General features: G+C 69.4%; 29 protein-coding genes and 1 tRNA gene. 14 read left to right on the forward strand and 16 right to left on the reverse strand.

The features are described 5' to 3' along the window. Positions 1–208: 208 nt before the first annotated feature. Genes flhB through fliQ form a run of 3 tightly spaced genes read right to left on the reverse strand, consistent with a single transcriptional unit; the run spans position 209 to position 2319 of the window. A complete protein-coding gene (gene flhB, locus Q0812_RS07285; RefSeq protein WP_302109665.1) occupies positions 209–1288 on the reverse strand; it encodes a flagellar biosynthesis protein FlhB in 1080 nt (359 codons plus the stop codon). Positions 1289–1291: 3 nt separating this feature from the next. After that, a complete protein-coding gene (gene fliR / locus Q0812_RS07290; RefSeq protein WP_302109666.1) occupies positions 1292–2053 on the reverse strand; it encodes a flagellar biosynthetic protein FliR in 762 nt (253 codons plus the stop codon). 2 nt (positions 2054–2055) lie between these two features. Then, positions 2056–2319, reverse strand: coding sequence for a flagellar biosynthesis protein FliQ (gene fliQ / locus Q0812_RS07295; protein ID WP_302109667.1), 264 nt, complete (start codon positions 2317–2319; stop codon positions 2056–2058). Between the two features lie 120 nt (positions 2320–2439). Here fliQ and folE point away from each other — a divergent pair, with 120 nt between their 5' ends. From folE to Q0812_RS07310, 3 genes are all read left to right on the forward strand, one after another. Then, on the forward strand, positions 2440–3027 hold the full coding sequence (gene folE / locus Q0812_RS07300) for a GTP cyclohydrolase I FolE (protein WP_302109668.1): 588 nt from the start codon (positions 2440–2442) through the stop codon (positions 3025–3027). An 80-nt stretch (positions 3028–3107) separates the two neighbouring features. Next, on the forward strand, positions 3108–3584 hold the full coding sequence (locus tag Q0812_RS07305) for a hypothetical protein (protein ID WP_302109669.1): 477 nt from the start codon (positions 3108–3110) through the stop codon (positions 3582–3584). A gap of 41 nt (positions 3585–3625) precedes the next feature. Then, positions 3626–4804, forward strand: a complete 1179-nt coding sequence (locus Q0812_RS07310) for a vWA domain-containing protein (protein WP_302109670.1) — start codon at positions 3626–3628, stop codon at positions 4802–4804. A 3-nt stretch (positions 4805–4807) separates the two neighbouring features. Here the strand turns inward: Q0812_RS07310 and Q0812_RS07315 are convergent, their stop codons facing one another. The 6 genes from Q0812_RS07315 to Q0812_RS07340 form a co-directional block, all read right to left on the reverse strand. After that, complete coding sequence (locus tag Q0812_RS07315) at positions 4808–5557, reverse strand: rhomboid family intramembrane serine protease (protein ID WP_302109671.1); 750 nt, start codon at positions 5555–5557, stop codon at positions 4808–4810. Positions 5558–5670: 113 nt separating this feature from the next. Then, positions 5671–5853 carry a CsbD family protein gene (locus tag Q0812_RS07320; RefSeq protein WP_302109672.1) on the reverse strand — a complete coding sequence of 61 codons (183 nt, stop codon included), beginning with the start codon at positions 5851–5853 and terminating at the stop codon, positions 5671–5673. Positions 5854–5915: 62 nt separating this feature from the next. After that, positions 5916–6365: an NUDIX domain-containing protein gene (locus Q0812_RS07325; protein ID WP_302109673.1), complete on the reverse strand. Its 450-nt coding sequence runs from the start codon at positions 6363–6365 to the stop codon at positions 5916–5918. Continuing rightward, entirely contained in the window at positions 6365–7399 is a 1035-nt protein-coding gene (locus Q0812_RS07330) for a phospholipase C/P1 nuclease family protein (RefSeq protein WP_302109674.1), read from the reverse strand. The genes Q0812_RS07325 and Q0812_RS07330 overlap by 1 nt, the downstream gene beginning before the upstream one ends. Positions 7400–7426: 27 nt before the next feature. Beyond that, the gene (locus Q0812_RS07335; protein ID WP_302109675.1) at positions 7427–8101 is read right to left on the reverse strand and encodes a nitroreductase family protein; all 675 of its coding nucleotides are present in this window, start codon (positions 8099–8101) and stop codon (positions 7427–7429) included. A gap of 1 nt (position 8102) precedes the next feature. Then, positions 8103–8696, reverse strand: a complete 594-nt coding sequence (locus tag Q0812_RS07340; RefSeq protein WP_302109676.1) for a glutathione S-transferase family protein — start codon at positions 8694–8696, stop codon at positions 8103–8105. Positions 8697–8797: 101 nt separating this feature from the next. On the opposite strand from Q0812_RS07340, the gene Q0812_RS07345 reads away from it, so the two are divergent. The 3 genes from Q0812_RS07345 to Q0812_RS07355 all read left to right on the forward strand — a co-directional run bounded on the left by Q0812_RS07345 (position 8798) and on the right by Q0812_RS07355 (position 10560). Further along, positions 8798–9307, forward strand: a complete 510-nt coding sequence (locus Q0812_RS07345) for a 3D domain-containing protein (RefSeq protein WP_302109677.1) — start codon at positions 8798–8800, stop codon at positions 9305–9307. Positions 9308–9391: 84 nt separating this feature from the next. Beyond that, on the forward strand, positions 9392–10192 hold the full coding sequence (locus Q0812_RS07350) for a ferredoxin--NADP reductase (RefSeq protein ID WP_302109678.1): 801 nt from the start codon (positions 9392–9394) through the stop codon (positions 10190–10192). Between the two features lie 32 nt (positions 10193–10224). Continuing rightward, complete coding sequence (locus Q0812_RS07355) at positions 10225–10560, forward strand: chorismate mutase (protein ID WP_302109679.1); 336 nt, start codon at positions 10225–10227, stop codon at positions 10558–10560. Here Q0812_RS07355 and Q0812_RS07360 read toward each other — a convergent pair. Further along, a complete protein-coding gene (locus tag Q0812_RS07360; protein WP_302109680.1) occupies positions 10557–10910 on the reverse strand; it encodes an Hpt domain-containing protein in 354 nt (117 codons plus the stop codon). The genes Q0812_RS07355 and Q0812_RS07360 overlap by 4 nt on opposite strands. A 130-nt stretch (positions 10911–11040) precedes the next feature. On the opposite strand from Q0812_RS07360, the gene Q0812_RS07365 reads away from it, so the two are divergent. Next, a tRNA-Lys gene (locus Q0812_RS07365) sits at positions 11041–11116 on the forward strand. Positions 11117–11183: 67 nt separating this feature from the next. On the opposite strand, the gene Q0812_RS07370 is transcribed toward Q0812_RS07365, so the two are convergent. Together Q0812_RS07370 and Q0812_RS07375 are read right to left on the reverse strand one after the other, a co-directional pair. Further along, positions 11184–11711: a CHAP domain-containing protein gene (locus tag Q0812_RS07370; RefSeq protein ID WP_341923533.1), complete on the reverse strand. Its 528-nt coding sequence runs from the start codon at positions 11709–11711 to the stop codon at positions 11184–11186. Positions 11712–11760: 49 nt separating this feature from the next. After that, positions 11761–12843 (reverse strand): acyltransferase family protein, encoded by a 1083-nt coding sequence (locus tag Q0812_RS07375; protein ID WP_302109681.1) that lies wholly within the window; start codon positions 12841–12843, stop codon positions 11761–11763. Positions 12844–12911: 68 nt separating this feature from the next. Here Q0812_RS07375 and Q0812_RS07380 point away from each other — a divergent pair, with 68 nt between their 5' ends. Continuing rightward, on the forward strand, positions 12912–13334 hold the full coding sequence (locus Q0812_RS07380) for a hypothetical protein (protein ID WP_302109682.1): 423 nt from the start codon (positions 12912–12914) through the stop codon (positions 13332–13334). Here Q0812_RS07380 and Q0812_RS07385 read toward each other — a convergent pair. Further along, on the reverse strand, positions 13331–13654 hold the full coding sequence (locus Q0812_RS07385; protein WP_302109683.1) for a metalloregulator ArsR/SmtB family transcription factor: 324 nt from the start codon (positions 13652–13654) through the stop codon (positions 13331–13333). The genes Q0812_RS07380 and Q0812_RS07385 overlap by 4 nt on opposite strands. A gap of 87 nt (positions 13655–13741) precedes the next feature. On the opposite strand from Q0812_RS07385, the gene Q0812_RS07390 reads away from it, so the two are divergent. Together Q0812_RS07390 and Q0812_RS07395 are read left to right on the forward strand one after the other, a co-directional pair. Beyond that, a complete protein-coding gene (locus Q0812_RS07390; RefSeq protein WP_302109684.1) occupies positions 13742–14656 on the forward strand; it encodes an acyl-CoA desaturase in 915 nt (304 codons plus the stop codon). Beyond that, positions 14656–15075 carry a hypothetical protein gene (locus Q0812_RS07395; protein ID WP_302109685.1) on the forward strand — a complete coding sequence of 140 codons (420 nt, stop codon included), beginning with the start codon at positions 14656–14658 and terminating at the stop codon, positions 15073–15075. The genes Q0812_RS07390 and Q0812_RS07395 overlap by 1 nt, the downstream gene beginning before the upstream one ends. Here Q0812_RS07395 and rlmN read toward each other — a convergent pair. Both rlmN and Q0812_RS07405 read right to left on the reverse strand, forming a co-directional pair. After that, positions 15072–16247 (reverse strand): dual-specificity RNA methyltransferase RlmN, encoded by a 1176-nt coding sequence (gene rlmN, locus Q0812_RS07400; RefSeq protein ID WP_302109686.1) that lies wholly within the window; start codon positions 16245–16247, stop codon positions 15072–15074. The genes Q0812_RS07395 and rlmN overlap by 4 nt on opposite strands. 69 nt (positions 16248–16316) lie before the next feature. Continuing rightward, a complete protein-coding gene (locus tag Q0812_RS07405; RefSeq protein ID WP_302109687.1) occupies positions 16317–17192 on the reverse strand; it encodes an isoaspartyl peptidase/L-asparaginase family protein in 876 nt (291 codons plus the stop codon). A 121-nt stretch (positions 17193–17313) separates the two neighbouring features. Here Q0812_RS07405 and Q0812_RS07410 point away from each other — a divergent pair, with 121 nt between their 5' ends. Genes Q0812_RS07410 through Q0812_RS07425 form a run of 4 tightly spaced genes read left to right on the forward strand, consistent with a single transcriptional unit; the run spans position 17314 to position 20481 of the window. Beyond that, positions 17314–18306 (forward strand): NADPH:quinone oxidoreductase family protein, encoded by a 993-nt coding sequence (locus Q0812_RS07410; RefSeq protein WP_302109688.1) that lies wholly within the window; start codon positions 17314–17316, stop codon positions 18304–18306. Next, on the forward strand, positions 18307–19020 hold the full coding sequence (locus Q0812_RS07415; protein ID WP_302109689.1) for a 2OG-Fe(II) oxygenase: 714 nt from the start codon (positions 18307–18309) through the stop codon (positions 19018–19020). Beyond that, complete coding sequence (locus Q0812_RS07420; RefSeq protein WP_302109690.1) at positions 19010–19753, forward strand: 2OG-Fe(II) oxygenase; 744 nt, start codon at positions 19010–19012, stop codon at positions 19751–19753. The genes Q0812_RS07415 and Q0812_RS07420 overlap by 11 nt, the downstream gene beginning before the upstream one ends. Beyond that, on the forward strand, positions 19750–20481 hold the full coding sequence (locus tag Q0812_RS07425) for a 2OG-Fe(II) oxygenase (protein ID WP_302109691.1): 732 nt from the start codon (positions 19750–19752) through the stop codon (positions 20479–20481). Before Q0812_RS07420 ends, Q0812_RS07425 begins: the two co-directional genes overlap by 4 nt. Here the strand turns inward: Q0812_RS07425 and Q0812_RS07430 are convergent. Continuing rightward, complete coding sequence (locus Q0812_RS07430; protein ID WP_302109692.1) at positions 20450–22588, reverse strand: protein-disulfide reductase DsbD family protein; 2139 nt, start codon at positions 22586–22588, stop codon at positions 20450–20452. The genes Q0812_RS07425 and Q0812_RS07430 overlap by 32 nt on opposite strands.

Below are 22588 nucleotides of genomic sequence, written 5' to 3' on the forward strand. Positions count from 1 at the left end.
CCAACGAAGCCCCAGGGCCGCACGAGCCGCCTGCGCATACGGCCTCTCCGCCCCGGAGCCCGCTTAGAGTGCGGGATCCGCGAGGGGGTGAGGGTAAGTTCTGCGTGCGGGATGGGTGAGGTGTTGCGGATCAGCGGGTTAGCGGCGCAGAAGGGGTGCGTATCTTGCCCTTCTCCCGCGAGGGAGGAAGGGATTGGGGGTTCATCTCTCAGCCGCCCGCCCGCCGCCCCTGCTTCCGGGCGAAGACGAAGCCGATGATCTTGGCCACGGCCTCGAAGTGCTGGCGCGGAATGGTCTCGTCCACGTCGATGGCGGCGTAGAGGGCGCGGGCCAGGGGCACGTCCTCGACCAGGGGCACGCCGTGGGCGGCGGCCACCTCGCGGATCTTCAGGGCCAGGGTGTCGACGCCCTTGGCCACGCAGACGGGCGCCGCGTCCTCGCCCGGCTCGTAGCGCAGGGCCACGGCGTAGTGGGTCGGGTTGGTGATCACCACCGTGGCCTTGGGCACATTGGCCATCATGCGCTTGCGGGAGCGCTCGGCGCGGATCTGCTTCAGGCGGGCCTTGACGTGCGGGTCGCCCTCGGACTGCTTGAAGTCCTCCTTCAGCTCCTCGCGGCTCATGCGCATCTTCTTGGCGAAGCGGAAACGCTGCCACAGCCAGTCGGCGCCGGCCAGAACGCCCAGAAGCACCAGGACGGCGGCGATCAGGCGGATGAAGACCTCTTGCGCGAAGGGCAGCTGCGCCGCCGGGTCCATGGCCGCCAGGTTGGGCAGGTCGGCGGCATACGGCTCAAGCGCCCACCAGGCGATGCCCAGGGTGGCGATCAGCTTGAGCAGCGTCTTGAGGAACTGGACCTGGCCATCGATGCCGAACAGGCGCTTGAAGCCCTCGATGGGGTTGAGACGCTTGAGGTCGGGCTTCAGCTTTTCCGTCGTCCAGAGCAGGCCCGACTGGATCAGACTGCCGCCCGCGCCGCCCAGGATGGTGGCCCCGGCGATGGCGGCCAGGAAAGGCAGGACCGGCCAGATGGTCTGGAGGGTCAGCTCGGGCCCGGCGCCTGAGGACAGGGCCCCCACGAAGGCGTGGGGCGAGGCGATGAAGGGCATCATCCCTTCGGCCATCTGGGTCACGAAGAAGGGGCCGCCCAGGCCGATGACGGCGGTGGCGCCGGCCAGGGACAGCCAGGAGGATACGTCCGGCGACTTGGCGACGTCGCCCTTCTTCCTGGCTTCCTCGAGTTTTCGTGGGGTGGCTTCTTCTGTTTTGCTCTCGGGATCTTCGGCCAAGGCCTAGCCTCCCGAAAACACGGCCAGGGCGCGGCGGTAGGCCTCGATGAAGACCATGCCGCCCACACCGAGGCTGAGCGCGAACACCGACAGGCCCAGAAGCACGTTCAGGGGCGCGGCGGCGAAGAAGATCTGGAACTGGGGCATGACCCGGCCCACCAGGCCCGACGCCACGTTGAAGATGAGGGCGAAGACCATCACCGGCGCGGCGATCTGGATGCCGACCTTGAAGGCCTGGGCCGCCGTGGTCACGGCCGTGGCGGCGAAGTCCTGGATCAGCAGGGGGCGCTGGGGGGCGATCAGCTGGTAGCTGTCGCTGATGGCGGTGATGAACAGGTGGTGCAGGTTGGTGGCGAAGATCAGGGTCACGCCCAGCAGCGTCAGGAAGGCCGCCAGCGTCGTGCCGGGCTGGGCCTGAAGCGGATTGGCGGTCTGGGCGAAGCTGAGGGTGGTCTGCAAGGACACCACCTCGCCCGCCACGCCCAGCGCCGAGAGGGTCATGCGCATGAGTATGCCGAGGGCGAGGCCCGTGAGCGTCTCGCGCAGCATCCAGCCGACCACGCCGCTGAGCTGATCGGGCAGGGGCGGCAGGCCGGGCGCCACAAGCGGCGTGAACACCAGCGACAGCAAAAGGGCGAAGCTGAGCCGGATGCGCGGCGGCACATAGGCCTCGCCCACGCCGGGGATCAGCATGACGACCGCGCCCACGCGGGCGAAGACCAGAGCCCCGGCCCAGAGCTCGTCGGCCGTGGCGTAGGGCTCCATGCCTACATGCCCGAGATGCGCGCGGCGATGGTCTGCATGAAGCCGCCGAGCAGGGCGCCCATGAGCGGCAGGAACAGCACGAGGGCCACGAAGATGGCGATGATCTTGGGCGCGTAGATCAGGGTGGCTTCCTGAATCTGGGTCAGGGCCTGCATCAGACCGATGACGACGCCGACCACCAGGCCGACGATGAGCACGGGCGCGCACAGCTGGATGGTCAGCCACAGGGCGTCGCGCCCCAGGTCCAGAACTTCCGCGCCGTTCATCGCAACACTCCGCCACTCATCAACCCGGCAGAAACTGCCGCCCGCATGGTTAACGGCGGGCTAAGGAATGGCGGACGATGTGCACTGGATAGGGGCGGCGGCACAGCCTATGTAGCGCCCATGAAACCGCCCCCGCCGCCCAATCCCGTCTCCAAGGAAGAGGCCGAGGCCGCCGTCCGAACCCTGATCCGCTGGGCCGGGGACGACCCGGCGCGCGAGGGGCTGATCGACACCCCGGCGCGGGTGGCGCGCAGCTATCGCGAGCTGTTCGCCGGCTATGACGAGTGCCCGCGCGAGTATCTTGAGCGCACCTTCGAGGAGGTGGCCGGCTATGACGAGCTGGTGGTGCTGAAGGACATTCCCTTCGTCAGCGCCTGCGAGCACCACATGCTGCCGGTGGTGGGCAAGGCCCATGTGGGCTATCTGCCGAACCAGCGCGTGGTGGGCATCTCGAAGCTGGCGCGGGTGGTGCAGGGCTTCGCCCGGCGCCTGCAGATCCAGGAGAAGATGACCGCCGAGATCGCCCTGGCCATCGAAGAGGTGCTGAAGCCCCAGGGGGTCGGCGTGGTCATCGAGGCCGAGCACAGCTGCATGACGCTGAGGGGCGTGAACACGCGCGGCACCTGCCTTGTGACCAGCAGCCTGAAGGGCGTGGTGCGGGACGATCCGCGGACGCGCGAGGAATTCCTGAAGCTGGCCCGTGGTTAAGCAACAGTACGGCAAAGCTTAACAAAAGATGAACCGAGTTCCCTCGCCTGCGTTCAGACAGGCAAGGGAGTATCGGCGTCATGTTCAAGGTTATCATCCCCGCCCTCGGCCTGCTTGGTCTCGTCACCGTCGGCGCCCGCGCGCCCAGCGCCGCTGAAGCGCAGCCCATGGGCTGGCACCTGACCTATGAGGGCCCGGTGGCCAAGCTGGCCTACGGCGTGGCCAACTCGGACCAGTTGGTGCTGATGCTGGCCTGCGATGCGGGCAGCGACGCCGCCTATGTCTGGGGCGCGGTCGAGCCGCAGGCCTCGAGCGTGGTGCTGGCCGCCAACGGCGTGGCCACGCGGGCTGAGCCGCGCGAGGTGATCGACGCCATGACCGGCGAGCCCGCCATGGAGACCGTTGTCTCGATGCGCGACCCGGCCATGCGCGCCTTCACCCGCACCGGCGCCCTGACCGTGACGGGCGATGCGGGCGCGTTCGACATGCCCGCCGACCGCGAGGAAAAGGCTCTGATCGCCCAGTTCAGCGACCACTGCGGCGGCGCCCGCGCCTGATCGTTTTCGACGGGACGGCGCCCGGCCTATAGTCGGCCGTCATGCTTCTGCACTTTTTCGACGCGCTGCGACGGCACAGGGCTCCGGTCTCGGTGACCGAGTGGCTGCACCTGATGCAGGCCATGGAGGCAAACCTGGCCGCACGCCGGGTCGAGGACTTTTACCACCTGTCGCGGGCGATCCTGGTCAAGGACGAGCGCTTCTACGACCGCTTCGACCGGGCCTTCGCCGAGGCGTTCGACGGCGTGGAGACGGTCTCGGCCGCCGATGAGGTCTCAGGTGAAATTCCTGAGGACTGGCTGCGGCTGCTGAACGAAAAATACCTGACCGAAGAGCAGAAGGCCGAGATCGAGGCGCTGGGCGGCTTCGACAAGCTGATGGAGACGCTGCGCCAGCGGCTAGAGGAGCAGAAGGGCCGGCACGAGGGCGGGTCCAAGTGGATCGGCACGGGTGGAACCAGCCCCTTCGGCCACGGCGGCTACAATCCCGAGGGTGTGCGCATCGGCGGGCCGGGCCGGCAGGGCCGGGCGGTCAAGGTCTGGGAGAAGCGGGAGTACCGGAACCTGGACGACACGGTCGAGCTGGGCGTGCGCAACATCAAGGTCGCCTTGCGCCGTCTGCGACGCTTCGCGCGGCAGGGCTCGCCCGACGAACTGGACATCGATGGGACCATCGACGCCACGGCGCGCCAGGGCTGGCTGGACGTGCAGATGCGGCCTGAGCGGCGCAACGCGGTCAAGGTGCTGCTGTTGCTGGACGTGGGCGGCAGCATGGACGGGCATGTGAAGCTTTGTGAGGAGCTGTTCTCGGCCGCCCGCTCAGAGTTCAGGAACCTGGAGTTCTTCTACTTCCACAACTGCCTCTACGAGGGGGTGTGGAAGGACAATCGCCGCCGTCACACCGAAAAGACGCCGACCTGGGAGCTGCTGAGGAAGTTTCCGCGCGATTGGCGCGTGGTGCTGGTCGGAGACGCCACCATGAGCCCCTATGAGATCACCATGCCGGGCGGCTCGGTCGAGCATTGGAACGAGGAGGCTGGGGCCGTGTGGATGCGGCGCCTGACCGAAACGTTCGACCGGGTTGCGTGGCTGAACCCCGCGCCTGAGCGGTACTGGAGCTATTCGCCCTCGGTCGGCTTGATGCAGCAGCTGGTGCAGGGTCGCATGTATCCAATGACCCTGCGCGGCCTGGACGACGCCATGCGAGCGCTGGCCCGGTAGGGGCTAGGGGAGCCAGGATGAAGGCCGATGCGGCTCCCAGTCGGCCGGGGGTCTTTGCGGCGCGATGAGAGGCATGGCCAGAAGGCCGAAGAGATAGCCGCCGAGGTGCGCTTCCCAGGCGAGGCCGCCCTCGCCCCCGCGCAACGTCACCAACAGGAACAGGGCGAAAAACAGGACGAGGTTGGCCAACGCGAAGTCGCGGGCATTGATGAGCACCTTGCGCGAGAGGACCGGCAGAAAGCGCCCATTCTGACCAAGCCGGGCGTGGGCGGCCCACAAGCCACTTATGGCGCCGGAAGCGCCCACCGCCGGAATATCGCCTGTCGGGTTCATCAGCAAAAAGAGCCCTGCGCCGGCGAGGCCCGACCCTACGAAGAGGGCAAGATAGCGAGCCCAGGCAAGGACCCCGCGTCCGAGCCGCGCCATAAGGGGCGAGGTCAGGGCAAACATGACCGCCGCGTTGCCGCTCAAATGCCAGAGTCCCGCGTGGGCCACCATGTGCGCGCCCAGCACCTCCCACCGGCCTTGGTCCAGCGCATCGGCCGAAAGGCCCCACCCGCGAAGGCCGCCTGTGAACGGCTCAAGAATCAGCACCACAATAAATACGGCGAGTAGCGCATAGGCCACATGGGCGCGGCGTCCAAACACCGACCGATGCACTCTGGGGTCTCGCCAGATCGGCCGATGCAGGCTGCCGTTCGCCGCCTGATGCAGCGCGCTTGGGCGAGGGGTCTGCACGTCCTGTTCGGCCATCTGGGCACGGTGCCGCAAAAGCCGATCCGTGGCCAGTTCGGCGACCTCTGAGCACTGACGCGTGAAAAAAGGCCCGCCGAAGCGGGCCTTCTCAAGCGCTCAAGAGGATCGCCTTAGTGGCGGTCGTCCTTCACCGCGTCCTTGATGCCGCCGACAGTGTTCTGGACCTTGCCTTCGAACTCCTCGGCGCGGCCTTCGGCCTTCAGCTTCTCGTCGCCGGTCAGCTTGCCGACGCCTTCTTTCATCTCGCCCTTCATGTGCTTGGCCGAGCCTTCGATTCGATCATGATCCGTCATGGTCTGCTCCTTTGGAATGTGGAGCCGATTCAACGATCAGCGGATTTCGCCGTTCCGAAAGGTCAAGCTTCCCGAAGGCGCAGCCAGACCGCCACGGCCCAGGCGTGAGCCTCGTGCCGCAGACCGCTGATCGCCTCGAGCGGCGTCAGCCAGACGAGGGCGTGATCATCCTCGATCTTGGCGGCCGGGTTTTCGGCGGCCACGGCGCCGGTGAAGAAGGCGCAGCGGTTCTCGACCGGCTCGCCGTCGCTCTTGCGGAACAGCTGGTCGGCCTCAGCGAATCGGCGCCCGGCGGCGATGGTCAGGCCGGTCTCCTCAACGAACTCGCGCGCCAGCGCCTGATCCTCGGTCTCGCCCTCGTCGATGGCGCCGCCCGGAAGGTCGTAATAGGGACCCGCCTGACGCGTCACCCGTACGCAAGCGATGCGGCCCTCGCGTTCAATGACGCCGAAGGCGCAGGGGCGGACGCGATAGTCGACGCCGGGTTCCTGGCGACCGAAGCGCAGCCGCATCAATCCTCGCCGACCATGGCGATCCAGGGATCGACGCGCCCGGCCTCGACGTCGGCGACCTTGACGGCCGGCCAGCCGATGGAGGCGTCGGCCGAGGCGCGCCAGGCCAGGATGATCAGGTCGCGCAGCTCGGCCGCCCCGGCGCCCAGACGGGCGTTGACGAAGGCCGCGCCGCGCGGGTCGGTCTCGCGGAAGGCTCCGGCCTTCTCCATCCGGTAGAAGGGCGTGACCTCGTTCAGCGTCGTGCGCAGATAGGCGGCGATGCGGCCGTTCATCTCCACCGGGCGGTCGCTGAAGGCGGGCATGGCGGCCTCAACGGCGTCCAGTCGGGCGACGCGGCTGGTGAAGGCGTTCTCGAAATCGCCGTGGGTCTGGCGCGAGGTGGTGAAGCCCTCGGGGTTCGGCGTGTCGCGGTTCCAGCCGTTGTAGTGGATGGTGGTGTGGTGGGGCTGAGAGCCGTCGCCGACATAGTGACCCAGGACGCCGATGTCGCGCAGGGTCAGGGCCTCGCGGCGCTCGCGGTCCACGCGGTACCAGGCGCGGCGCTCCAGATTGGTCTCGCGCGCCTCGGCGGCGTTCAGCACGCGGATGTAGGCGAAGTCGCGCACCAGCTGCTGCCAACCGTCCATGAGGGCGTAAGGCAGGTAGCCGGCGTCGTTGACGCTGAGGCCGGCTGCGATCAGGGCCGCGTCGTATTCGGACTTCAGGCGCGGCAGCCCGTCGATGGCGGGGCCCGAGGCGTTCATGACCCGGCCGTTCTCGTCCAGATCGACGAAGTGGGCCGTGTCGCGCTCGCGGTCGTGGGGCTGGCCCGCGCCCTTCCAGCGGTCGGGCTCGCGCGACAGCTCGCCCACATCAGCCACGGCGCCCGGCGTGCGCAGGAAGGCTGGCAGGTCGTCGGGCAGGGCGCGCATGGCGGCCACGCCCACCAGGCGGTGGCCGGTGCTGCCCCAGGCCTCGGCGGGCTGGGGCTGGGCGCTCATGCCCAGGAGGGCGGCTGAGACCACAAGGGCGGTCAGGGGGCGTCGGGCCATGGCGGTTCCTCCGTCGTCGGGCGCTGGTTAGAGCCAGCGGGCCAGCGCGTCGAGCGGCTTCTTGTCGAGTGCGGCGATCGGCACCGTGGCGCCTTCAGCCGGGTGGCCGGCGACGAGCAGGAGAAAGGGCTTTTCGTCGGCGGGACGGCCGCAGATCTCGTTGAGGAAGCTCATGGGCGCCGGCGTGTGGGTCAGGGTCGCCAGACCCGCCTCGTGCAGCGCCGCGATCAGAAGTCCCGTGGCGATGCCCACGCTTTCGGTGACGTAGTAGTTCTTCTTCGCATCGCTGGGCCGGGGCCCGCCGCGCTTCTGGCCGAAGATGGCGATGAGCACGGGCGCGACCTCCAAGAAGGCCTTGTCAGGGTCGGTGCCCAGCGGCGCCAGGGCGTCCAGCCACTCCTGGGGGGCCTTGTTCGCGTAGAACTCGCGCTCCTCGACCTCGGCGGCGGCGCGGATGCGGGCCTTGGCCTCAGGGCTTTCGACGACCACGAAGAACCAGGGCTGGTGGTTGGCGCCTGAGGGAGCCGAGCCGGCCGCCAGCAGGGCCTGTTCCACCACCTGACGTGGGACCGAACGGTCCGAGAAGTCGCGCACGGTGCGGCGGCGCGCCATGTGCTCGCGGAAGGCCGAGGCGCGGCGGATCATCTCCTCGTCCGAAACGGCCGGATAGCCAATCAGCGGCGTGGCGGGATGGTCGCGCATCCTAGGACCCGATGCCCAGGTCGGCCTCGACCTTGACGATCCACGCGGCGACGCACGGGTACTTGGCCAGATCGAAGCCGCCCTCGTCGGCGACGCGCGTGTAGGCCACCAGGGCTATATCGGCCAGGCTGATCCGGTCCCCCACGAGGTAGGGCCCGGCCTGCAGCGCCGCCTCCAGCCGCTCGAGCGCCGCCGAGCCGCGTTCATAGAGCTTGGGATCGATCTCGGCGTCAGGCCGGTTCAGGAACGCCCTCTGGAAGCGGCGCACGGCGATATAGGGCTCGTGGCTGTACTGCTCCCAGAACATCCACTCCAGCATGCGGGCGCGGTCGTAGGCGTCGTCGGGAATCAGGTGGGAGTCCTCGGCCAGATGCAGGAGGATGGCGCCGGACTGGGCCAGGGCGCGGCCGTCCTCCAGCACCACGCAGGGCACCTGACCAGCCGGGTTGATGGCCAGCATCCGCGGTGTACGCGCTTCGCCCCTGGTCACGTCGACGTCGACCCAGTCGTAGGGGCGCGACAATAGGTCCAGCACCCACTTCACCTTGAGGCAGTTGCCCGATTTCGGATCGCCGTACAGCGTCAGCCGCGCCATGGATTCCCCCAACCGCCGTCATTGGGCCACATTCCGGCGTAGGAAGAGGCCGCCCGCGCGTCTTTTCGCGCAAGCCGACCCGTCATCGCAAGGGAGACCCCATGATGCTCGCTGGTTCGGGGACGTGGGCCGCCGTGGCGGCCGTATTCGCTCTGTCCCTCAACGCCTTCTCGCTCGGCGCCGTTCCGCTGAGCACGCCCGTCGCCACCACCGTGGCCGAAGCGGCGCCCGCCGTGGCTGCGGCCGAGCTGGAGCCGCAGTGGCGCCCGCGCGTGACCCTGTATCACGCCGGCGGCGGCGGCGCGGGCCCCCGCGATTCGCTGGGTTGCCGCCCGGTCCCCATGCGCACCATCGCCACTGACCCGAACCTGATTCCGCGCCGGTCGGTGGTCTATATCCGCGAGACGGACGGCCTGCGCCTGCCGGACGGCACGGTGCATGACGGCGTCTGGTACGCTTCGGACACCGGCGGCGCCATCCGCGGCGGCAAGATCGACCTCTATACGGGCCACGGCCGCGCCTCGATGCAGCCGGTCATGCCGCTGAACACCCGCAACGTGTCGGTGGTGCGCATCGGCAGCTTCCGCGGCTGCCCGCCGACCGAGGCCTGAAAGACGGCGGGGGTTCCGCGTCCCCGCCTTCTCCCCTATCTGGGGCGCGCCTGATCCTCCTCTCTCAGCAGAGCCGCCCTTATCGTGACCGACGCCGCCGCCCGGCCCAGCCCCTTCTTCCATGAGCGCGTCCTGTGGGTGCGCCACTGGACCGACAGCCTGTTCAGCTTCGCCACCACGCGGAACGAGGCCTTCCGCTTCCGCTCGGGCGAGTTCGTCATGATCGGCCTGCCGCCGGCGGAGGGGGAAAAGCCGATCCTGCGCGCCTATTCCATCGCCAGCCCGATGTGGGCCGAGGAGCTGGAGTTCTATTCCATCAAGGTGCCGGACGGTCCGCTGACCTCGAAGCTGCAGATGATCCAACCCGGCGACGAGATCCTGGTGGGCAAGAAGCCGACCGGCACGCTGGTGCTGGATGCGCTGAAGGGCGGCGAGCGGCTGTTCCTGATCGGCTCGGGCACGGGTCTGGCGCCGTGGTTGTCGGTGGCGCGCGATCCGGACACCTGGAGTCGCTTTGGTCAGGTCATCGTGGTGCATTCGGTTCGCAACGTGGCCGACCTGGCCTATCGCGAGCTGTTCGAAAGCGGGCTGGCCGACGATCCGCTGGTGGGTGACGAGGCGCCGGGGCGGCTGGTCTATTATCCGACCGTGACGCGCGAGCCGTTTCGCACCCAGGGCAGAATCACCGAACGCATCCGCTCGGGCGAGCTGTTCCGCGACCTGGGCATGCAGGGCTGTTTCGACCCGGCCCGCGATCGGGTGATGCTGTGCGGCTCCATGGCGATGATCAAGGAGACGGCCGAGCTGATCGAGGCCTGCGGCCTGAAGGAAGGCTCGAACGCCGAGCCCGGCGACTACGTGCTGGAGCGGGCCTTCGTCGGCTAGACCGAGGCCGCCTCAGCCCCTATGCCTCGGCCATGAGCGAAGCGCCCACCGCCTTTTCCGTCGATCCGCGCACTGCGCCGGAGGACTGCCAGACGATGGCCGAGGTGCGCGAGGGGGTCGACGCGCTGGACCGCACCCTGGTGCGCATGCTGGTCGAGCGGCAGCGCTACATGGAGGCGGCCGCGCGCATCAAGCCCAGCCGCGACGTGGTGCACGACGACTGGCGCATCGAGGACGTGGTGACGAAGGTTCTGGCGGCCTGCGAGCGCGAGGGCCTGTCCAAGGACATCGCCGAGCCGGTCTGGCGCAAGCTGATCGAGCGCTGCATCGCCCACGAGTTCGGCGTCTGGGACAGGACGCGGGCCTAGCCTCGCAGGGAACGCAGCATCAGCTCGTGACGGAAGGCCGCGACGTCGGCCAGGGTCAGGGCCAGGGCGTCCTTGACCCGCTCCAGGGCGGGTCCAGCCTGGGCATCGCCGGCCTGTTCGGCCAGGAGGCAGCATTCGGCCAGACCCTGGGCCCCGATGCCGGCGGCCGAGCCGCGCAGGGTGTGGGCCGCGTCGCGCCAACCCTCGCCGGCGGCGTCCAGAAGGCCGCCCCAGCTGGCGCTCTGCTGCTGGAAGAGGCCCAGCACCTCGTCCATGACGTCCACGTCTCCGCCGGCGTAGTGCTCAAGGACGGTGAAGTCGACGGCTCCGGTCAGGTCGCGTCTGGCCATAGCTCAGCCTCCGATTCGCGCTGGCCAAACAAGGATAGCCGGAACGCGGGCTTGCGGAAGCGGCGCCTATGGACTAACTGACCCGCCTTCCGCTGCGGGGTTCGCCCTGCGGCCCGGCGCCGGCCGGTGCGGGTGTATAGCTCAGTTGGTAGAGCAGCTGACTCTTAATCAGCGGGTCCAAGGTTCGAGTCCTTGTACACCCACCATCCGGCCTTCTTTTGAAAAACGGATCGCTTCGGCGGCTTCGGCCGATGAAGGCGATGGCGCGGCCCCTTAGGGCTGGCCCTGGGCCGACTGGCCGCTCTGGGCCTCCAGGGAGGCCAGCTGCAGATAGTTGGGCTGGCCGCCATAGATGAAGCCGTAGGTCGGATAGACGGTGGTCCCCAGATCGCCCGTGGGGTTGTGCCAGACCTTGACCTGGCTCCAGTCGCCCTCAGGCGAGACGTCCACCATGGTCACGTCGCGCTCGATGCGGCCGCGGCTGCCGCCCCAGTTGGCGTGGGTCACCTGGACCACCCGCTCGGTCATCACCTGGCTGACCACGGCGACGTGGCCGCGCGTCATGCGCCCGTGAGGCTGGAAGACCAGCACGGCGCCCGGCTCGGCCACGCGGCCCGTGCGCAGGTTGCGGTCGGTGGCCTGACGCCACCAGGTCCAGGCGTCGCCGAAAATCTGAAGGCCGGAGAAGGCGCGCGCGAAGGTCACGCACTGCCAGTAGACGGCTGAGGTCGCGGGGGCGGCGGGCGCAAGGCTGATCGCCAGCGTCAGGGCTGCCAGGGCGGCTCCGAACCGTTTCATCATGCCGTGGTCGTCTCCCCCGCCGATCGACGGATTTCGCCTTACAGGATTCTCAGGCCGCCGGAAGCTGCGCCTTATGTCGCAGGCTTGACGGTTCGCGGCGGCGCAGCCACTCGCGCGCCGGCCGCTCGATAAGGTGGTGGGCCAGGCCCGAAATGGGGATCAGCATCAGGACGACGGCCAGCCAAACGGCCAGGGGCAGCTGCTCGGACCCCGTCAGGCGGCCGGCGGCGTTCACGGCCAGCAGCTTCCACGGCACGCAGACCATGTAGAGGGCGTAGGAGGCCTCGCCGAGCCAGACGGCGGGCCGGCTCTCGAGCCAGCCGCCCCGGTTGGTCAGGCCCGCCAGGGACAGGATCAGCCCGGCGAAGGCCAGGACGATGAAGCCGTCCCAGACCTGGGCCGAAGCCGAGATGAGGATGGCGACAAGGCAGGCCAGGGCGCTGAGCAGCGGCCGCGACAGCCCGCCCGCGCGCCAGGCCAGCCATGTGGCGCAGCCGAGCGCGAAGCACGGGACGATGCGCAGCGCGCCCCAGAAGATGGTGGCCTGGGTCAGGGAGAAGCCCGCCAGGGCCTCGAAGACGGCGTAGAGGGCCATGAGAGCCGCCGCCGAAAGGCTGAGCGCCAGGCCCGGCCGCTCGCGCAACCGCCAGGCGGCGAAGGCGAAGACGGGGAAGGTCAGATAGGCGAACCATTCCGCCGAGATGGACCAGGACGGGTGGTTCCAGGCGGCCTGCGGCGCCAGGCCCCAGGCGTGCACCATCAGAAGGTTCGCCGGCAGCGAGGCCCAGTCCAGAATGTTGGCGTCGATATTGAAGCCCGCCATCAGCGCCCCTGCGCCCAGCAGGCCGACGCCGATCAACGTGGCCAGGTGCAGCGGATAGACCCGCGCGATGCGGGCCCAGATGAAGCTCTTCCAGCGGAATCGGCCCTCGCCGAAGGCGTTCAGATAGACGTGGCACAGGATGAAGCCAGACAGGACGAAGAACAGCTCGACGCCCAGATAGCCCTTGCTGACCAGGTTGGGCGTGAAGCCCACGTCGAGGCGCGGCCAGTAGTGGAACATCACCACCCAGAGAGCGGCGAGGAAGCGCAGGCTGGTCAGGGGCTTCAGATCCAGGGGCGGAGGCGTCATCCGGTCTTCCTGTCGGGCGAAGTCCGCCATGATGCAGCCCAGCGCTCTAGGAAGCGTTAAACCAGGTCATGGACGAGGATCTGATCTCCTACGCCGCCCGCGAGGCGGGCGTTTCCGACGCCGAGGCCAGGGCCGCTCTGGCGGGCTTGGCCGGGCTGATCGCGCGCCACGCGGAGCCGGGGCGGGTGAAGGACCTGTTTGCGGCGCGGCCACAGGTGGAGGCCCTGGCGCGATCGCCGGAGGCGGCGCCGAAGAAGGCCGGCGGACTTTTCGGCGGCGTCATGCGTTCGGCCGGCGGCGTCTCGGGCAGGGCGATGTCGGAGGCCATGGGCCTGATGCAGGCGCTGGAAAAGCAGGGCGTCGGCAAGGACGCGCTGAAGCGTCTGGCCAGGGCGGCGGAGGCCTGGTCACGCCAGCAGCCGGGCGAGGAGCCCCTGCGCCCGGCGCTGGAGAGCATTCCGGGCGTCGGCGGCCTGATCGCGGGGCGCTAGTCCTCGGCCGGCTTTGATCGACTTTTGGCGATGGCCGCGCTTTCAGCCTTAAGGGGCCGGGAGACCGGGCAAACCTCCTGCACATAGCCATTCAACGTGTTGGCCAGCGCGTCAGGCATCAGCCGGTAATGGACGAACTGGCCGCGCTTCTCGCTGCTCACCAATCCGGCGTTTTCCAGCACGGACAGGTGCTGGGACACGGCGGGCTTGGAGATCTCGAAGCGCGCGGCGATCTCGCCCGCCGTAAGTTCGGCATGAGCCAGATAGGCCAGAATCTTGCGCCGCACGGGGCTGGAGAGGGCTTCGAAGACGCGCTGCATGGCTACACATTTAAGCGATTTGCTAATCACTTGCCAGTCCCGATGATTGGTGCTTAAGTGATTGCCTAAATACCGAAGGCTTCAGCCATGGCTCTCGCCGCGTCCGATCCCTGCGCCATCAACTCGCTAGCCGAGACGCCAGGGTGCAGTCCGGTGGCCGGCAAGGTGCGCTGGGACGCGGCGCATTCCCTTTGGAACGGCGGCATGATGCTGGGCGCGCTCATTTTGGCGCCCCTGACGTTCAGCTGGGGCGCGGTAGCCGTCTTTGTCATCCTGACCGGCGGGTGCCTGTTGCTAGGCCATTCGGTTGGTTTTCACCGCCGTCTGATCCACCGCAGCTTCGAGTGCCCGCTCTGGCTGGAGCGCATCCTCGTCTGGATCGGCGCCGTTGTCGGCATGAGCGGACCCTTCTGGATGATCCGCACCCACGACCTGCGGGACTGGGCGCAGCGGCAGGCGGACTGCCACGACTATCTGGCGCATCGGCGGCCGATGCTGATCGACGCCGTCTGGCAGATGCATTGCCGGCTGGAGCTCGACCACCCTCCGGCGTTCGATCTGGGACGGATCGGACAGGATCGCTTCTATCGCTTCCTCGAACGCACATGGATGCTGCAGCAGCTGCCCATAGCGGTCGCGCTCTATCTGTTCGGTGGGTGGAGCTTCGTCATCTGGGGCGTCTGCGTGCGCGTGACCGCCTCGGTGACGGGCCATTGGTTCGTGGGCCATCTGGCGCACCGGCGCGGGCCGCAGACCTGGCGTGTGCGCGAGGCGGGGGTTCAGGCCCACGACGTGCCCTGGGCCGCCATCCCGACCATGGGCGAAGCCTGGCACAATAACCATCATGCCTTTCCCGGCTCGGCGCGGATCGGCCTCTATCCGGGTCAGAGCGACTGGGGCTTCCGGTTCATCCAGCTGCTGGAGCGCCTGGGCCTCGCCTGGAATGTGCGAACGCCGGAGACCCTGGAGGGTCGTATGGGCCGGCTGGAGGCGGCGCGATAATGAAACGCTACTTCAGTCTACTGCCTGCCGCCGCGGCGAGTGCTGTGTGGAGCGCTCTCGCCTTCGCCGGGGCGCTGTTTCTCGGCATTCTGGTCATGACAGCAGGGGCCGCCGTCTGGACCTTCTCGTCGGCGGCCGCTCTCGTGCTCGCGTTTGCCTGGGTCTTCGCAGGCGCCTTGGCCGTGTTCTGCGTCGGCGCAGTGCTCTTCGGGCCGCTCACCTACATGGTTCTGAAGCGCCTGAACGCCGACGGGTATATCGCGGCGGCATTCATCGCCGGTTTGGAGGCTGGGGGCGCCAGCATCCTCCTGCTGGGCTTGATGAACGTGGCTGAACTGGCGCCGCTGCATGGCGCGGCCGCCCTTGGAGGGGCCGTGGGCGGTCTGGCTTTCCGCCATACGGCGGAACGGCTTTCCTAGTCTTCCGAATCCTCAACCGCCGCGGCCGCCATGGCGCGGAGGGCCGAGGCGCGCAGCTTTTCGCTTTCGGACTTGAGCTGGCCGCAGGCGGCCAGGATGTCCCGGCCGCGCGGCGTGCGGATCGGGCTGGCGTAGCCGGCGCGGTTCAGCACGGCGGCGAAGGCTTCGATGGTGTTCCAGTCCGAGCACTCGTACTGCGTGCCCGGCCACGGATTGAACGGGATCAGGTTGATCTTGGCGGGGATGCCCTGGATCAGCTTCACCAGGGCGCGCGCCTCGTCCAGGCTGTCGTTGACGCCCTTCAGCATGACGTATTCGAACGTCACGCGCCGCGCATTGCCCAGGCCCGGATAGGCCCGGATGGCGGCCATCAGCTGCTCCAGCGGGTACTTCTTGTTCAGCGGCACCAGCTCGTTGCGCAGGGGATCGTTGGTGGCGTGCAGGCTGATGGCCAGCATGGTGGCCGTGCGCTCGCCCAGCGCCGGGATCATCGGCACGACGCCTGACGTCGACACCGTGATGCGCCGCCGCGAAATGGCGATGCCTTCGTTGTCGCTGATCACGTCGATGGCGTCGGCGACGTTGTCCAGATTGTAGAGCGGCTCGCCCATGCCCATGAAGACGATGTTGGACAGCCGCCGGTCTTCCTTGGGGCTCGGCCATTCGCCCAGATCGTCGCGCGCCACCTGCACCTGGGCGATGATCTCGGCCGCCGTCAGATTCCTGACCAGCTTCTGTGTGCCCGTGTGGCAGAAGGTGCAGTTCAGGGTGCAGCCCACCTGGGACGAGACGCAAAGGGCCCCCGCCCGGCCCACATCGGGGATGTAGACGGTCTCGATCTCGATGCCCGGCGCGGTGCGGATCAGCCACTTGCGGGTGCCGTCCTTCGACACCTGGCGCTCAACGATCTCGGGCCGGTCCAGGCTGAAGGCGTCGGCCAGCTTCGCCCGCGTCTCCTTGGCCACATCGCTCATCAGGGCGAAGTCGGTGACGCCGTAGTGATGCATCCAGCGCCACACCTGGCTGGCGCGCATCTTCGCCTTCTCGGGCGGACAGACCTCGGCCTCGATCAGGGCCTGACGCAGGCCCTCGCGCGTGAGGCCGGTGATGTTCGGCTTCACGGGCGCGGGGGAGCGCGCGGGTCGGCTGATGTCGAGCGTGACGGCGGTCAAGGCGAGGTCCGGGTGTGGGGCGGGGCGGGGCTTATAGCACGGAAACCGCCGATTATGAGGCGGGCGGGATCAGACTGCGAAGGCCGCCGAGCCGATTTCGCCCTCGGCTGTCAGCCAGGCCCGCTTCATGCCCTTGGAGTTCCAGGGGTGGGCGATGGACCCGTCGGCCGCCACGGCGATCAGCCCCCCGTCGCCGCCCAGGGCCGCGATTTCGTCGAGGGCGCCCCGGCAGGCCTGATCCAGGCTTTGCCCCCCCGCCATCCGCCAGGAGACCTGGGCGCAGGCGGCGGTGCGGATGAAGTACTCGCCGAGGCCCGTGCCGGAGACGGCGACGCGGTCGTCGGCCCAGGTGCCGGCGGCGGGCAGGGGCGTGTCGCCGATGCGGCCGGGTCGCTTGCCGAACACGCCCGCCGTCGAGGTGCCGGCGGCCAGCCGTCCTTGCGCGTCGAGCACCACGCAACCGACGGTGCCGTGCGACAGACCGTCGGAATCCTTCCCGCCTGACGTCATGGCCGCGTGGGTGAACCAGGCCTTGGGGTCCTCGATCCGCTCCAACCCTTCCGTCTCGGCGAAGGCGGCCGCCCCCATGCCGCCCAGCAGCACATGCGGGGTCTTGTCCATGACGCGGCGAGCGACCTCGATGGGGCTCTTGAACCCTTCCAGAAGCGTCACCCCGCCCGCCTGTCGCGTCGCCCCGTCCATGACGGAGGCGTCCAGCTCATAGCGGCCGAGGCTGTTGGGAAAGGCCCCCCGCCCGGCCACATAGAGGCCCGAGGCCTCCAGTGCGGCCACCGTCTCGACCGCCACGTCCAGGGCCGCCGCGCCGCCCGCCAGACGCGCGCGTCCGCGCTCGATCAGCTCGCGCATGTGGGCGATTTCGGCGCTGTAGTCGACGCCGGGCTTGGCGCCGGCGCCGCCGTGCAGGACCATGGCGAAACGGGCCATCAGGCGCCTCCTTGAGCAACGCGGGGCATGTGAGGCCAACGCCGCCCCAAGGCAAGCGGTTGCGCCCCTTTCATCCGGCCGCCACGCCAGCTAGCGTTACCCTGTCGGAGGAGATCGACCCTTGCGCGCCCTGTTGTCTGAAACGCCCGGCGGACCGGAGACCCTGGTCCTGCGCGACCTGCCTGATCCCGCGCCCGGCAAGGGCGAGGCGGTGCTGGCCGTCCGCGCCGTTGGCGTAAACTTCCCCGACGTGCTGATCATCGAGGACAGGTACCAGTTCAAGCCGCCGCGTCCCTTCGCCCCCGGCGCCGAATGCGCGGGCGTGATCGAGGCGGTGGGCGAGGGGGTCGCGGCGCTGAAGCCGGGAGACCGGGTGCTGGCCCTGACCGGCTGGGGCGCGATGGCCGAGCGCATCGCGGTGGCGGCGGATCGCTGCGTGCCCATTCCCGACGAAATGGACTTCGAGAGGGCGGCGGCCCTGCTGATGACCTATGGCACGGCGCTCTACGCGTTGAAGGATCGCGCCGGGCTGAAGGCGGGCGACCGCCTGCTGGTGCTGGGCGCCGCCGGCGGCGTCGGCCAGGCGGCGGTGGAGCTGGGCAAGGCGCTGGGGGCCGAGGTGGTGGCGGCGGCCTCGACGCAAGGAAAGGTGGACGCGGCCCTTGCGCTGGGCGCGGACCGGGGCGTGGTCTATGGCCGCGATCTGGACCGGGACGGGCAGAAGGCGCTGGCTGGCCAGTTCAAGCAGGCCCTGGGCGGCGACGGGGCCGATGTGGTCATCGACTGCGTGGGCGGCGCCTATGCCGAGCCGGCGCTGCGGGCCATGGCCTGGGAAGGGCGGTATCTTGTCGTGGGCTTCCCGGCCGGCATTCCGTCGATTCCGCTGAACCTGACCCTCTTGAAGTCGATCCAGATCGTCGGCGTCTTCTGGGGCGCCCATGTGGCGCGCGAGCCTGATCTGCATGCCGACAATCTGAGCCTGCTGTTCGAGCTGTTCGGTCAGGGACGCATCCGCCCGCGCGTGACCGAGACCTATCCGCTGGAGCGGGGCGGGGAGGCCATCGCCCGGCTGGCCTCGCGCGAGGCGGTAGGCAAGATCGTGGTGACCCTCTAGGTGGACGCGCAGCTCAACCCCGAAGTGGATATGGACGGCCCGCGCCGACGCCTGGCCGAGCAGGGCCGAGCGCGGGTGCGCGAGGTCCTGACGCCGGCCTTCGCCCGGGCCCTGTCGGACGCCATGCGCGAAACGCCCTGGCGGCGCATCTGGGAGACGCCCACCAAGCTGGATGTCCCGGTCGAGGTGTTCGCCGCCCAAGCGCCGCAGGAACAGGCGGCGGTCATCGAGAGCATCTTCGCCGAGGCGACGGAGGGCTTTCAGTTTCTGTTCGACCGCCATCGGGTGGGCGTCGCCGCCGAGGCGGGCCTGTCGCAGCCCAAGCCCTTGGCCGCCGCCTACGCCCTGTTGAACAGCCCAGAGTTCCTGGATTTCGCGCGGACCCTGACCGGGGACGAGGGGATCGCCTATGTGGACTGCCAGGCGACGCGCTACCTGCCCGGCCACTTCCTCAACGGCCACAGCGACGAGCACGAACAGGCAGGCCGCCTCTACGCCTATGTGCTGAACCTGACCCCCGACTGGCGCGCCGAGTGGGGCGGCTGGCTGGCCTTTCTGGATGAGGAGGGCGAGGTGTCCGAGGCCTTCGTGCCGGCCTTCAACACACTAAACGTCTTCCGCGTGCCGCAGACCCATGCGGTGACGCCCGTGGCCGCCTTCGCCGGCGCCCCCCGCTACGCCCTGACCGGATGGATGCGCACCCATGGCCCCTAGGCCCTCCCTCGCATCGCACCTGAAGGCCCGTGACCTGGCGCCCGTCTTCGCCCGGCACGGGCGGGTGCACATTCCCGGCGCCTTCGACGACGCCTTTGCGCGACACATGCACCAGGCCCTGTCAGAAGCGACGCCCTGGCGGCGATCGCTCGCTGTCGGCGGCCGTTATCTGGATCTGGGGGAGGAGGAGTTCGCCGCCCTGGGGCCGGACAATCTGGCGGCGCTGGAGAAGGCCTCGCGCGAGGAGGGACACAACGCCTTTCGCTACGCCTTCGATGCCTACCGGGTCAGCGATCACATGGAGGCGGGTCAGCCGCGCGGCCACGCCGCCGAGGACCTGTGGCGGTTCGTCAACAGCGACGCCTTCCTCGGCTTCATCCGTGAACTGACGGGCGAGCCGGCCTGCGCCTATGCGGACGCGCAGGGCACGCGCTATCGCAAGGGCGATTTCCTCAGCGCCCATGACGACAAGGCCGAGGGCAAGGACCGGCTGTTCGCCTTCGTGATGAACTTCACCCCCATCTGGCGGGCGGACTGGGGCGGCCTGTTGCTGTTCCTCGACGCCGATGGCCACGTGGCCGAGGGCTATACGCCGGCCTTCAACGCGCTGAACCTGTTTCGCGTGCCGCAGAAGCATGCCGTGACCCAGGTGACGGACCTGGCCGGGGCGGCCTGCCGCTATGCCGTCACCGGATGGATCCGCTCGCGCCCGCCCGAAGGGGTGAGCCCGTGACCTCCGAGCCCCTGCTTCGCCTGAACCCGGCGATGAACGTCGGTCCGGCCGCCGAGCGCCTGGCCCGCACGGGCCGGACCCAGCTGCCGGACGTGCTGACCGGGGACAGCGCCCGCCGGCTGGTCGAGCTGATGAAGGGCGCGGCGCCCTGGACCCGCTCCATCTCGATCAGCGGGCGCGGGGCCGACGTGCCGGTCACCCAGTTCGACGCCCAGGCGCCGGGCGAGCAACAAAGGCTCCTGGACATCGTCTGGTCCGAGGCTCGGGACGGCTTTCAGTACCTGTTCGACCGGGTCCGCATCACCGAGGGGCGGGTCGCCGGAGCCGCCCTGCCGCCGCTGTTCACGGCGCTGGACGACCTGCTCAACGGGGAGGATTTTCTGGAGACGGTCCGCCGGCTGACGGGGGATGAGGAGATCGCCTTCCTCGACTGTCAGGCTACGCGCTATCTGCCGGGCCACTTCCTGACCGGCCACAACGACAAGCGCGACGAGCACGGGCGCCGCTTCGCCTATGTGTTGAACCTGGCGCCGCGCTGGCGGGCGGACTGGGGCGGGCTCCTACAGTTTCACCGCCCGGATGGGACGGTCGAGGAGGGGCTGGTCCCCTTCTACAATCACCTCAGCGTCTTTCGCGTGCCGCAGTGGCACTCGGTCAGCATCGTGGCGCCCTTCGCGGGCGAACCTCGGCTGGCGGTCACCGGCTGGATGCGGACGAACCGGGTCTAGCTGAGCGCAGCGCCTCGAGCACCGTGTCCTCGGTCAGGAGCTGGGGCAGCAGGACCGGCTCGGACGCCTGGGGGCCATAGACCAGATAGACCGGCACGCCCGACCGGCCATGCCGGGCCAGATAGGCCCCGATGGTGGGATCCCGCCGCGTCCAGTCCGCCTCCAGATAGACGACGCCCGGATCGGCCAGAGCCCTGCGCACGGCGGGGGCGGCCAGGGCCCCGGCCTCGTTGACCTTGCAGGTCAGGCACCAGTCGGCGGTGGCGTTGACGAACACCACCTTGCCCTGGCTCTGGGCGGCGGCGACGGCCGCCTCGGAGAAGGCGGCGGCGGGCGCAGGGCGCGACGCTCCCCGCGCCGCCTGGACAGCCACGCCGACCAGGATGACGGCGGCCAGTAGTCCGGCCCAGGCGCCGATCAGCAGGGGCCGCGCCGGCCGCGAATCCAGCAAACGCAGCTGGGCGCGGCCGTACACCACCAAAGCCGCCGCCAGCGCCATGGCGGCCAGAAGCAGCGCCATCGCGGCGGGCCATCCCCCCTGCCGCAGGAACACCCAGGCCAGCCACAGGGCGGTGGCGAACATGGGGATGGCCAGAATGCGCCGCAGCCGCTCCATCCACGGGCCAGGCCTCGGCAGACGGCGGATCAGGCCCGGCGAGAAGGCCGCCGCCACGAAGGGCAGACCGAAGCCCAGGCCGAGGGCCGCGAACACAGCCAGGGCCTGGGCGGCGGGCAGGGTCAGGCCGAAGCCCACCGCCGCCGCCATGAAGGGTCCGGTGCAGGGCGCGGCCAGAAGCACGGCCAGTACGCCCGTCAGGAAGGCGCCGCCCGCTCCGCCCAACCGGCGCAGGGGTCCGAAGGAGCCGATGCGCGGGGCTGAGGCGCCCATGTGATAGAGGCCGGCCAGATTCAGACCGGCCGCCAGCATGACCAGGGCCAGGGCGCCGGTGAAGGCGGGGGACTGCAGCTGGAAGCCCCAGCCCACGGCCTGGCCGCCCGCCCGCGCCGCGATCAGAGCTCCGGCCAGGGCCAGGAACGACACCATCACGCCCGCGAGGAAGGCCACGCCGTCGCGCCGTGCGGCGGTGGGGTCCTGCGCCAGGGCCGTCAGGGCGGCGGCTTTCATGGACAGGATCGGAAACACGCACGGCATCAGGTTCAGGATGACGCCGCCGAGAAAGGCGAACAGCAGCGCCTTCCAGAGTCCGAGATCGCCCTCGGCCCCCTGGCCCGTATCGTCGAGAGGCGCCGGCGTCAGAATCCGGCCCCTTGCGCCGGGCAGCGCCTCGCCCGGACGCGCCGTCACCTGGAAGGCCCGATCTCCGATCGTCAGGAGTCCGCTGAGCGGCTGGTCAGGCTGCGGTCCGTTGCCGGGCTTGAGGGTGAGGGTGACGCCCTGAGGGCCGCTCTGAACGTCCTGAACCGCCGCGTGGTCGATGCGCCCGGGCTGCTCGGCGAAGAACCAGACACGGGGCCGCGCCTGGCCGAGGGCCTCGACGACGGCCGGCCCGGCGATGCTCAGCCGGACCCGATCGCCCTGAGCGCCATGCGTCGCCTGAAGCGCGGGCGAGGTCGGCAGGGCCTCGATGGCCGCGCCCACGGCCGCGCCGTGAGAGGTGAGGCGGGGCGTCTCGTCCGAAACGGGGATGTCGAGCGAAACCTCGTCCGTCTGGGGCACGCACAGGGTGTCGCTGCAGACGAAGGCGGTGGTGGTGGCGCGCAGCCGCAGCACGTCGCCGGGGCGCAGGTCGGGCGAGACCTGCACCGGAATTGGCAGCAGAACCTCGCCCTCATAGACGTGGTTCATATAGGCCTGGACCAGCAGGCGACGGGGCCTGGGCCACTGGATCGGCCCGATCTCGGCGCCCGGGACCGGCGCCCAGCTGATCTCGGTGGGACCGCCCGCATCGCCGGGATTAAGCCAGTAGGTGTGCCAGCCGGGCTCGAGTCTCTGGCGCAGGGCGATCCAGGCCAGGCCGCCGGGCGCGACCGTGCGGGTCTGGGCGACCAGGTCGGCGCGCATGCGCAGCTCGCCGGCCGGCTGGGCGCGCGATGGCTCCGCCGCCAGACCGAATACCAGAAGGATCAGGAGCCAGAGCCGGATCAA

Source organism: Peiella sedimenti (assembly GCF_030504955.1).
GTDB classification, from domain to species: domain Bacteria; phylum Pseudomonadota; class Alphaproteobacteria; order Caulobacterales; family Caulobacteraceae; genus Brevundimonas; species Brevundimonas sedimenti.

Excerpts from the sequence above, each read along its gene's own strand:
- Q0812_RS07420 (WP_302109690.1), top strand. The coding sequence starts at position 19,010 with ATGGCCCCTAGGCCCTCCCTCGCATCGCACCTGAAGGCCCGTGACCTG.
- Q0812_RS07405 (WP_302109687.1), bottom strand. The coding sequence starts at position 17,192 with ATGGCCCGTTTCGCCATGGTCCTGCACGGCGGCGCCGGCGCCAAGCCC.
- fliQ (WP_302109667.1), bottom strand. The coding sequence starts at position 2,319 with ATGAACGGCGCGGAAGTTCTGGACCTGGGGCGCGACGCCCTGTGGCTG.
- Q0812_RS07315 (WP_302109671.1), bottom strand. The coding sequence starts at position 5,557 with ATGGCCGAACAGGACGTGCAGACCCCTCGCCCAAGCGCGCTGCATCAG.
- fliR (WP_302109666.1), bottom strand. The coding sequence starts at position 2,053 with ATGGAGCCCTACGCCACGGCCGACGAGCTCTGGGCCGGGGCTCTGGTC.
- Q0812_RS07360 (WP_302109680.1), bottom strand. The coding sequence starts at position 10,910 with ATGGCCAGACGCGACCTGACCGGAGCCGTCGACTTCACCGTCCTTGAG.
- Q0812_RS07355 (WP_302109679.1), top strand. The coding sequence starts at position 10,225 with ATGAGCGAAGCGCCCACCGCCTTTTCCGTCGATCCGCGCACTGCGCCG.
- Q0812_RS07345 (WP_302109677.1), top strand. The coding sequence starts at position 8,798 with ATGATGCTCGCTGGTTCGGGGACGTGGGCCGCCGTGGCGGCCGTATTC.
- Q0812_RS07335 (WP_302109675.1), bottom strand. The coding sequence starts at position 8,101 with ATGCGCGACCATCCCGCCACGCCGCTGATTGGCTATCCGGCCGTTTCG.
- Q0812_RS07305 (WP_302109669.1), top strand. The coding sequence starts at position 3,108 with ATGTTCAAGGTTATCATCCCCGCCCTCGGCCTGCTTGGTCTCGTCACC.
- Q0812_RS07395 (WP_302109685.1), top strand. The coding sequence starts at position 14,656 with ATGAAACGCTACTTCAGTCTACTGCCTGCCGCCGCGGCGAGTGCTGTG.
- folE (WP_302109668.1), top strand. The coding sequence starts at position 2,440 with ATGAAACCGCCCCCGCCGCCCAATCCCGTCTCCAAGGAAGAGGCCGAG.
- Q0812_RS07375 (WP_302109681.1), bottom strand. The coding sequence starts at position 12,843 with ATGACGCCTCCGCCCCTGGATCTGAAGCCCCTGACCAGCCTGCGCTTC.
- Q0812_RS07320 (WP_302109672.1), bottom strand. The coding sequence starts at position 5,853 with ATGACGGATCATGATCGAATCGAAGGCTCGGCCAAGCACATGAAGGGC.
- Q0812_RS07385 (WP_302109683.1), bottom strand. The coding sequence starts at position 13,654 with ATGCAGCGCGTCTTCGAAGCCCTCTCCAGCCCCGTGCGGCGCAAGATT.
- Q0812_RS07380 (WP_302109682.1), top strand. The coding sequence starts at position 12,912 with ATGGACGAGGATCTGATCTCCTACGCCGCCCGCGAGGCGGGCGTTTCC.
- Q0812_RS07390 (WP_302109684.1), top strand. The coding sequence starts at position 13,742 with ATGGCTCTCGCCGCGTCCGATCCCTGCGCCATCAACTCGCTAGCCGAG.
- Q0812_RS07370 (WP_341923533.1), bottom strand. The coding sequence starts at position 11,711 with ATGATGAAACGGTTCGGAGCCGCCCTGGCAGCCCTGACGCTGGCGATC.
- Q0812_RS07330 (WP_302109674.1), bottom strand. The coding sequence starts at position 7,399 with ATGGCCCGACGCCCCCTGACCGCCCTTGTGGTCTCAGCCGCCCTCCTG.
- Q0812_RS07325 (WP_302109673.1), bottom strand. The coding sequence starts at position 6,365 with ATGCGGCTGCGCTTCGGTCGCCAGGAACCCGGCGTCGACTATCGCGTC.
- Q0812_RS07340 (WP_302109676.1), bottom strand. The coding sequence starts at position 8,696 with ATGGCGCGGCTGACGCTGTACGGCGATCCGAAATCGGGCAACTGCCTC.
- Q0812_RS07310 (WP_302109670.1), top strand. The coding sequence starts at position 3,626 with ATGCTTCTGCACTTTTTCGACGCGCTGCGACGGCACAGGGCTCCGGTC.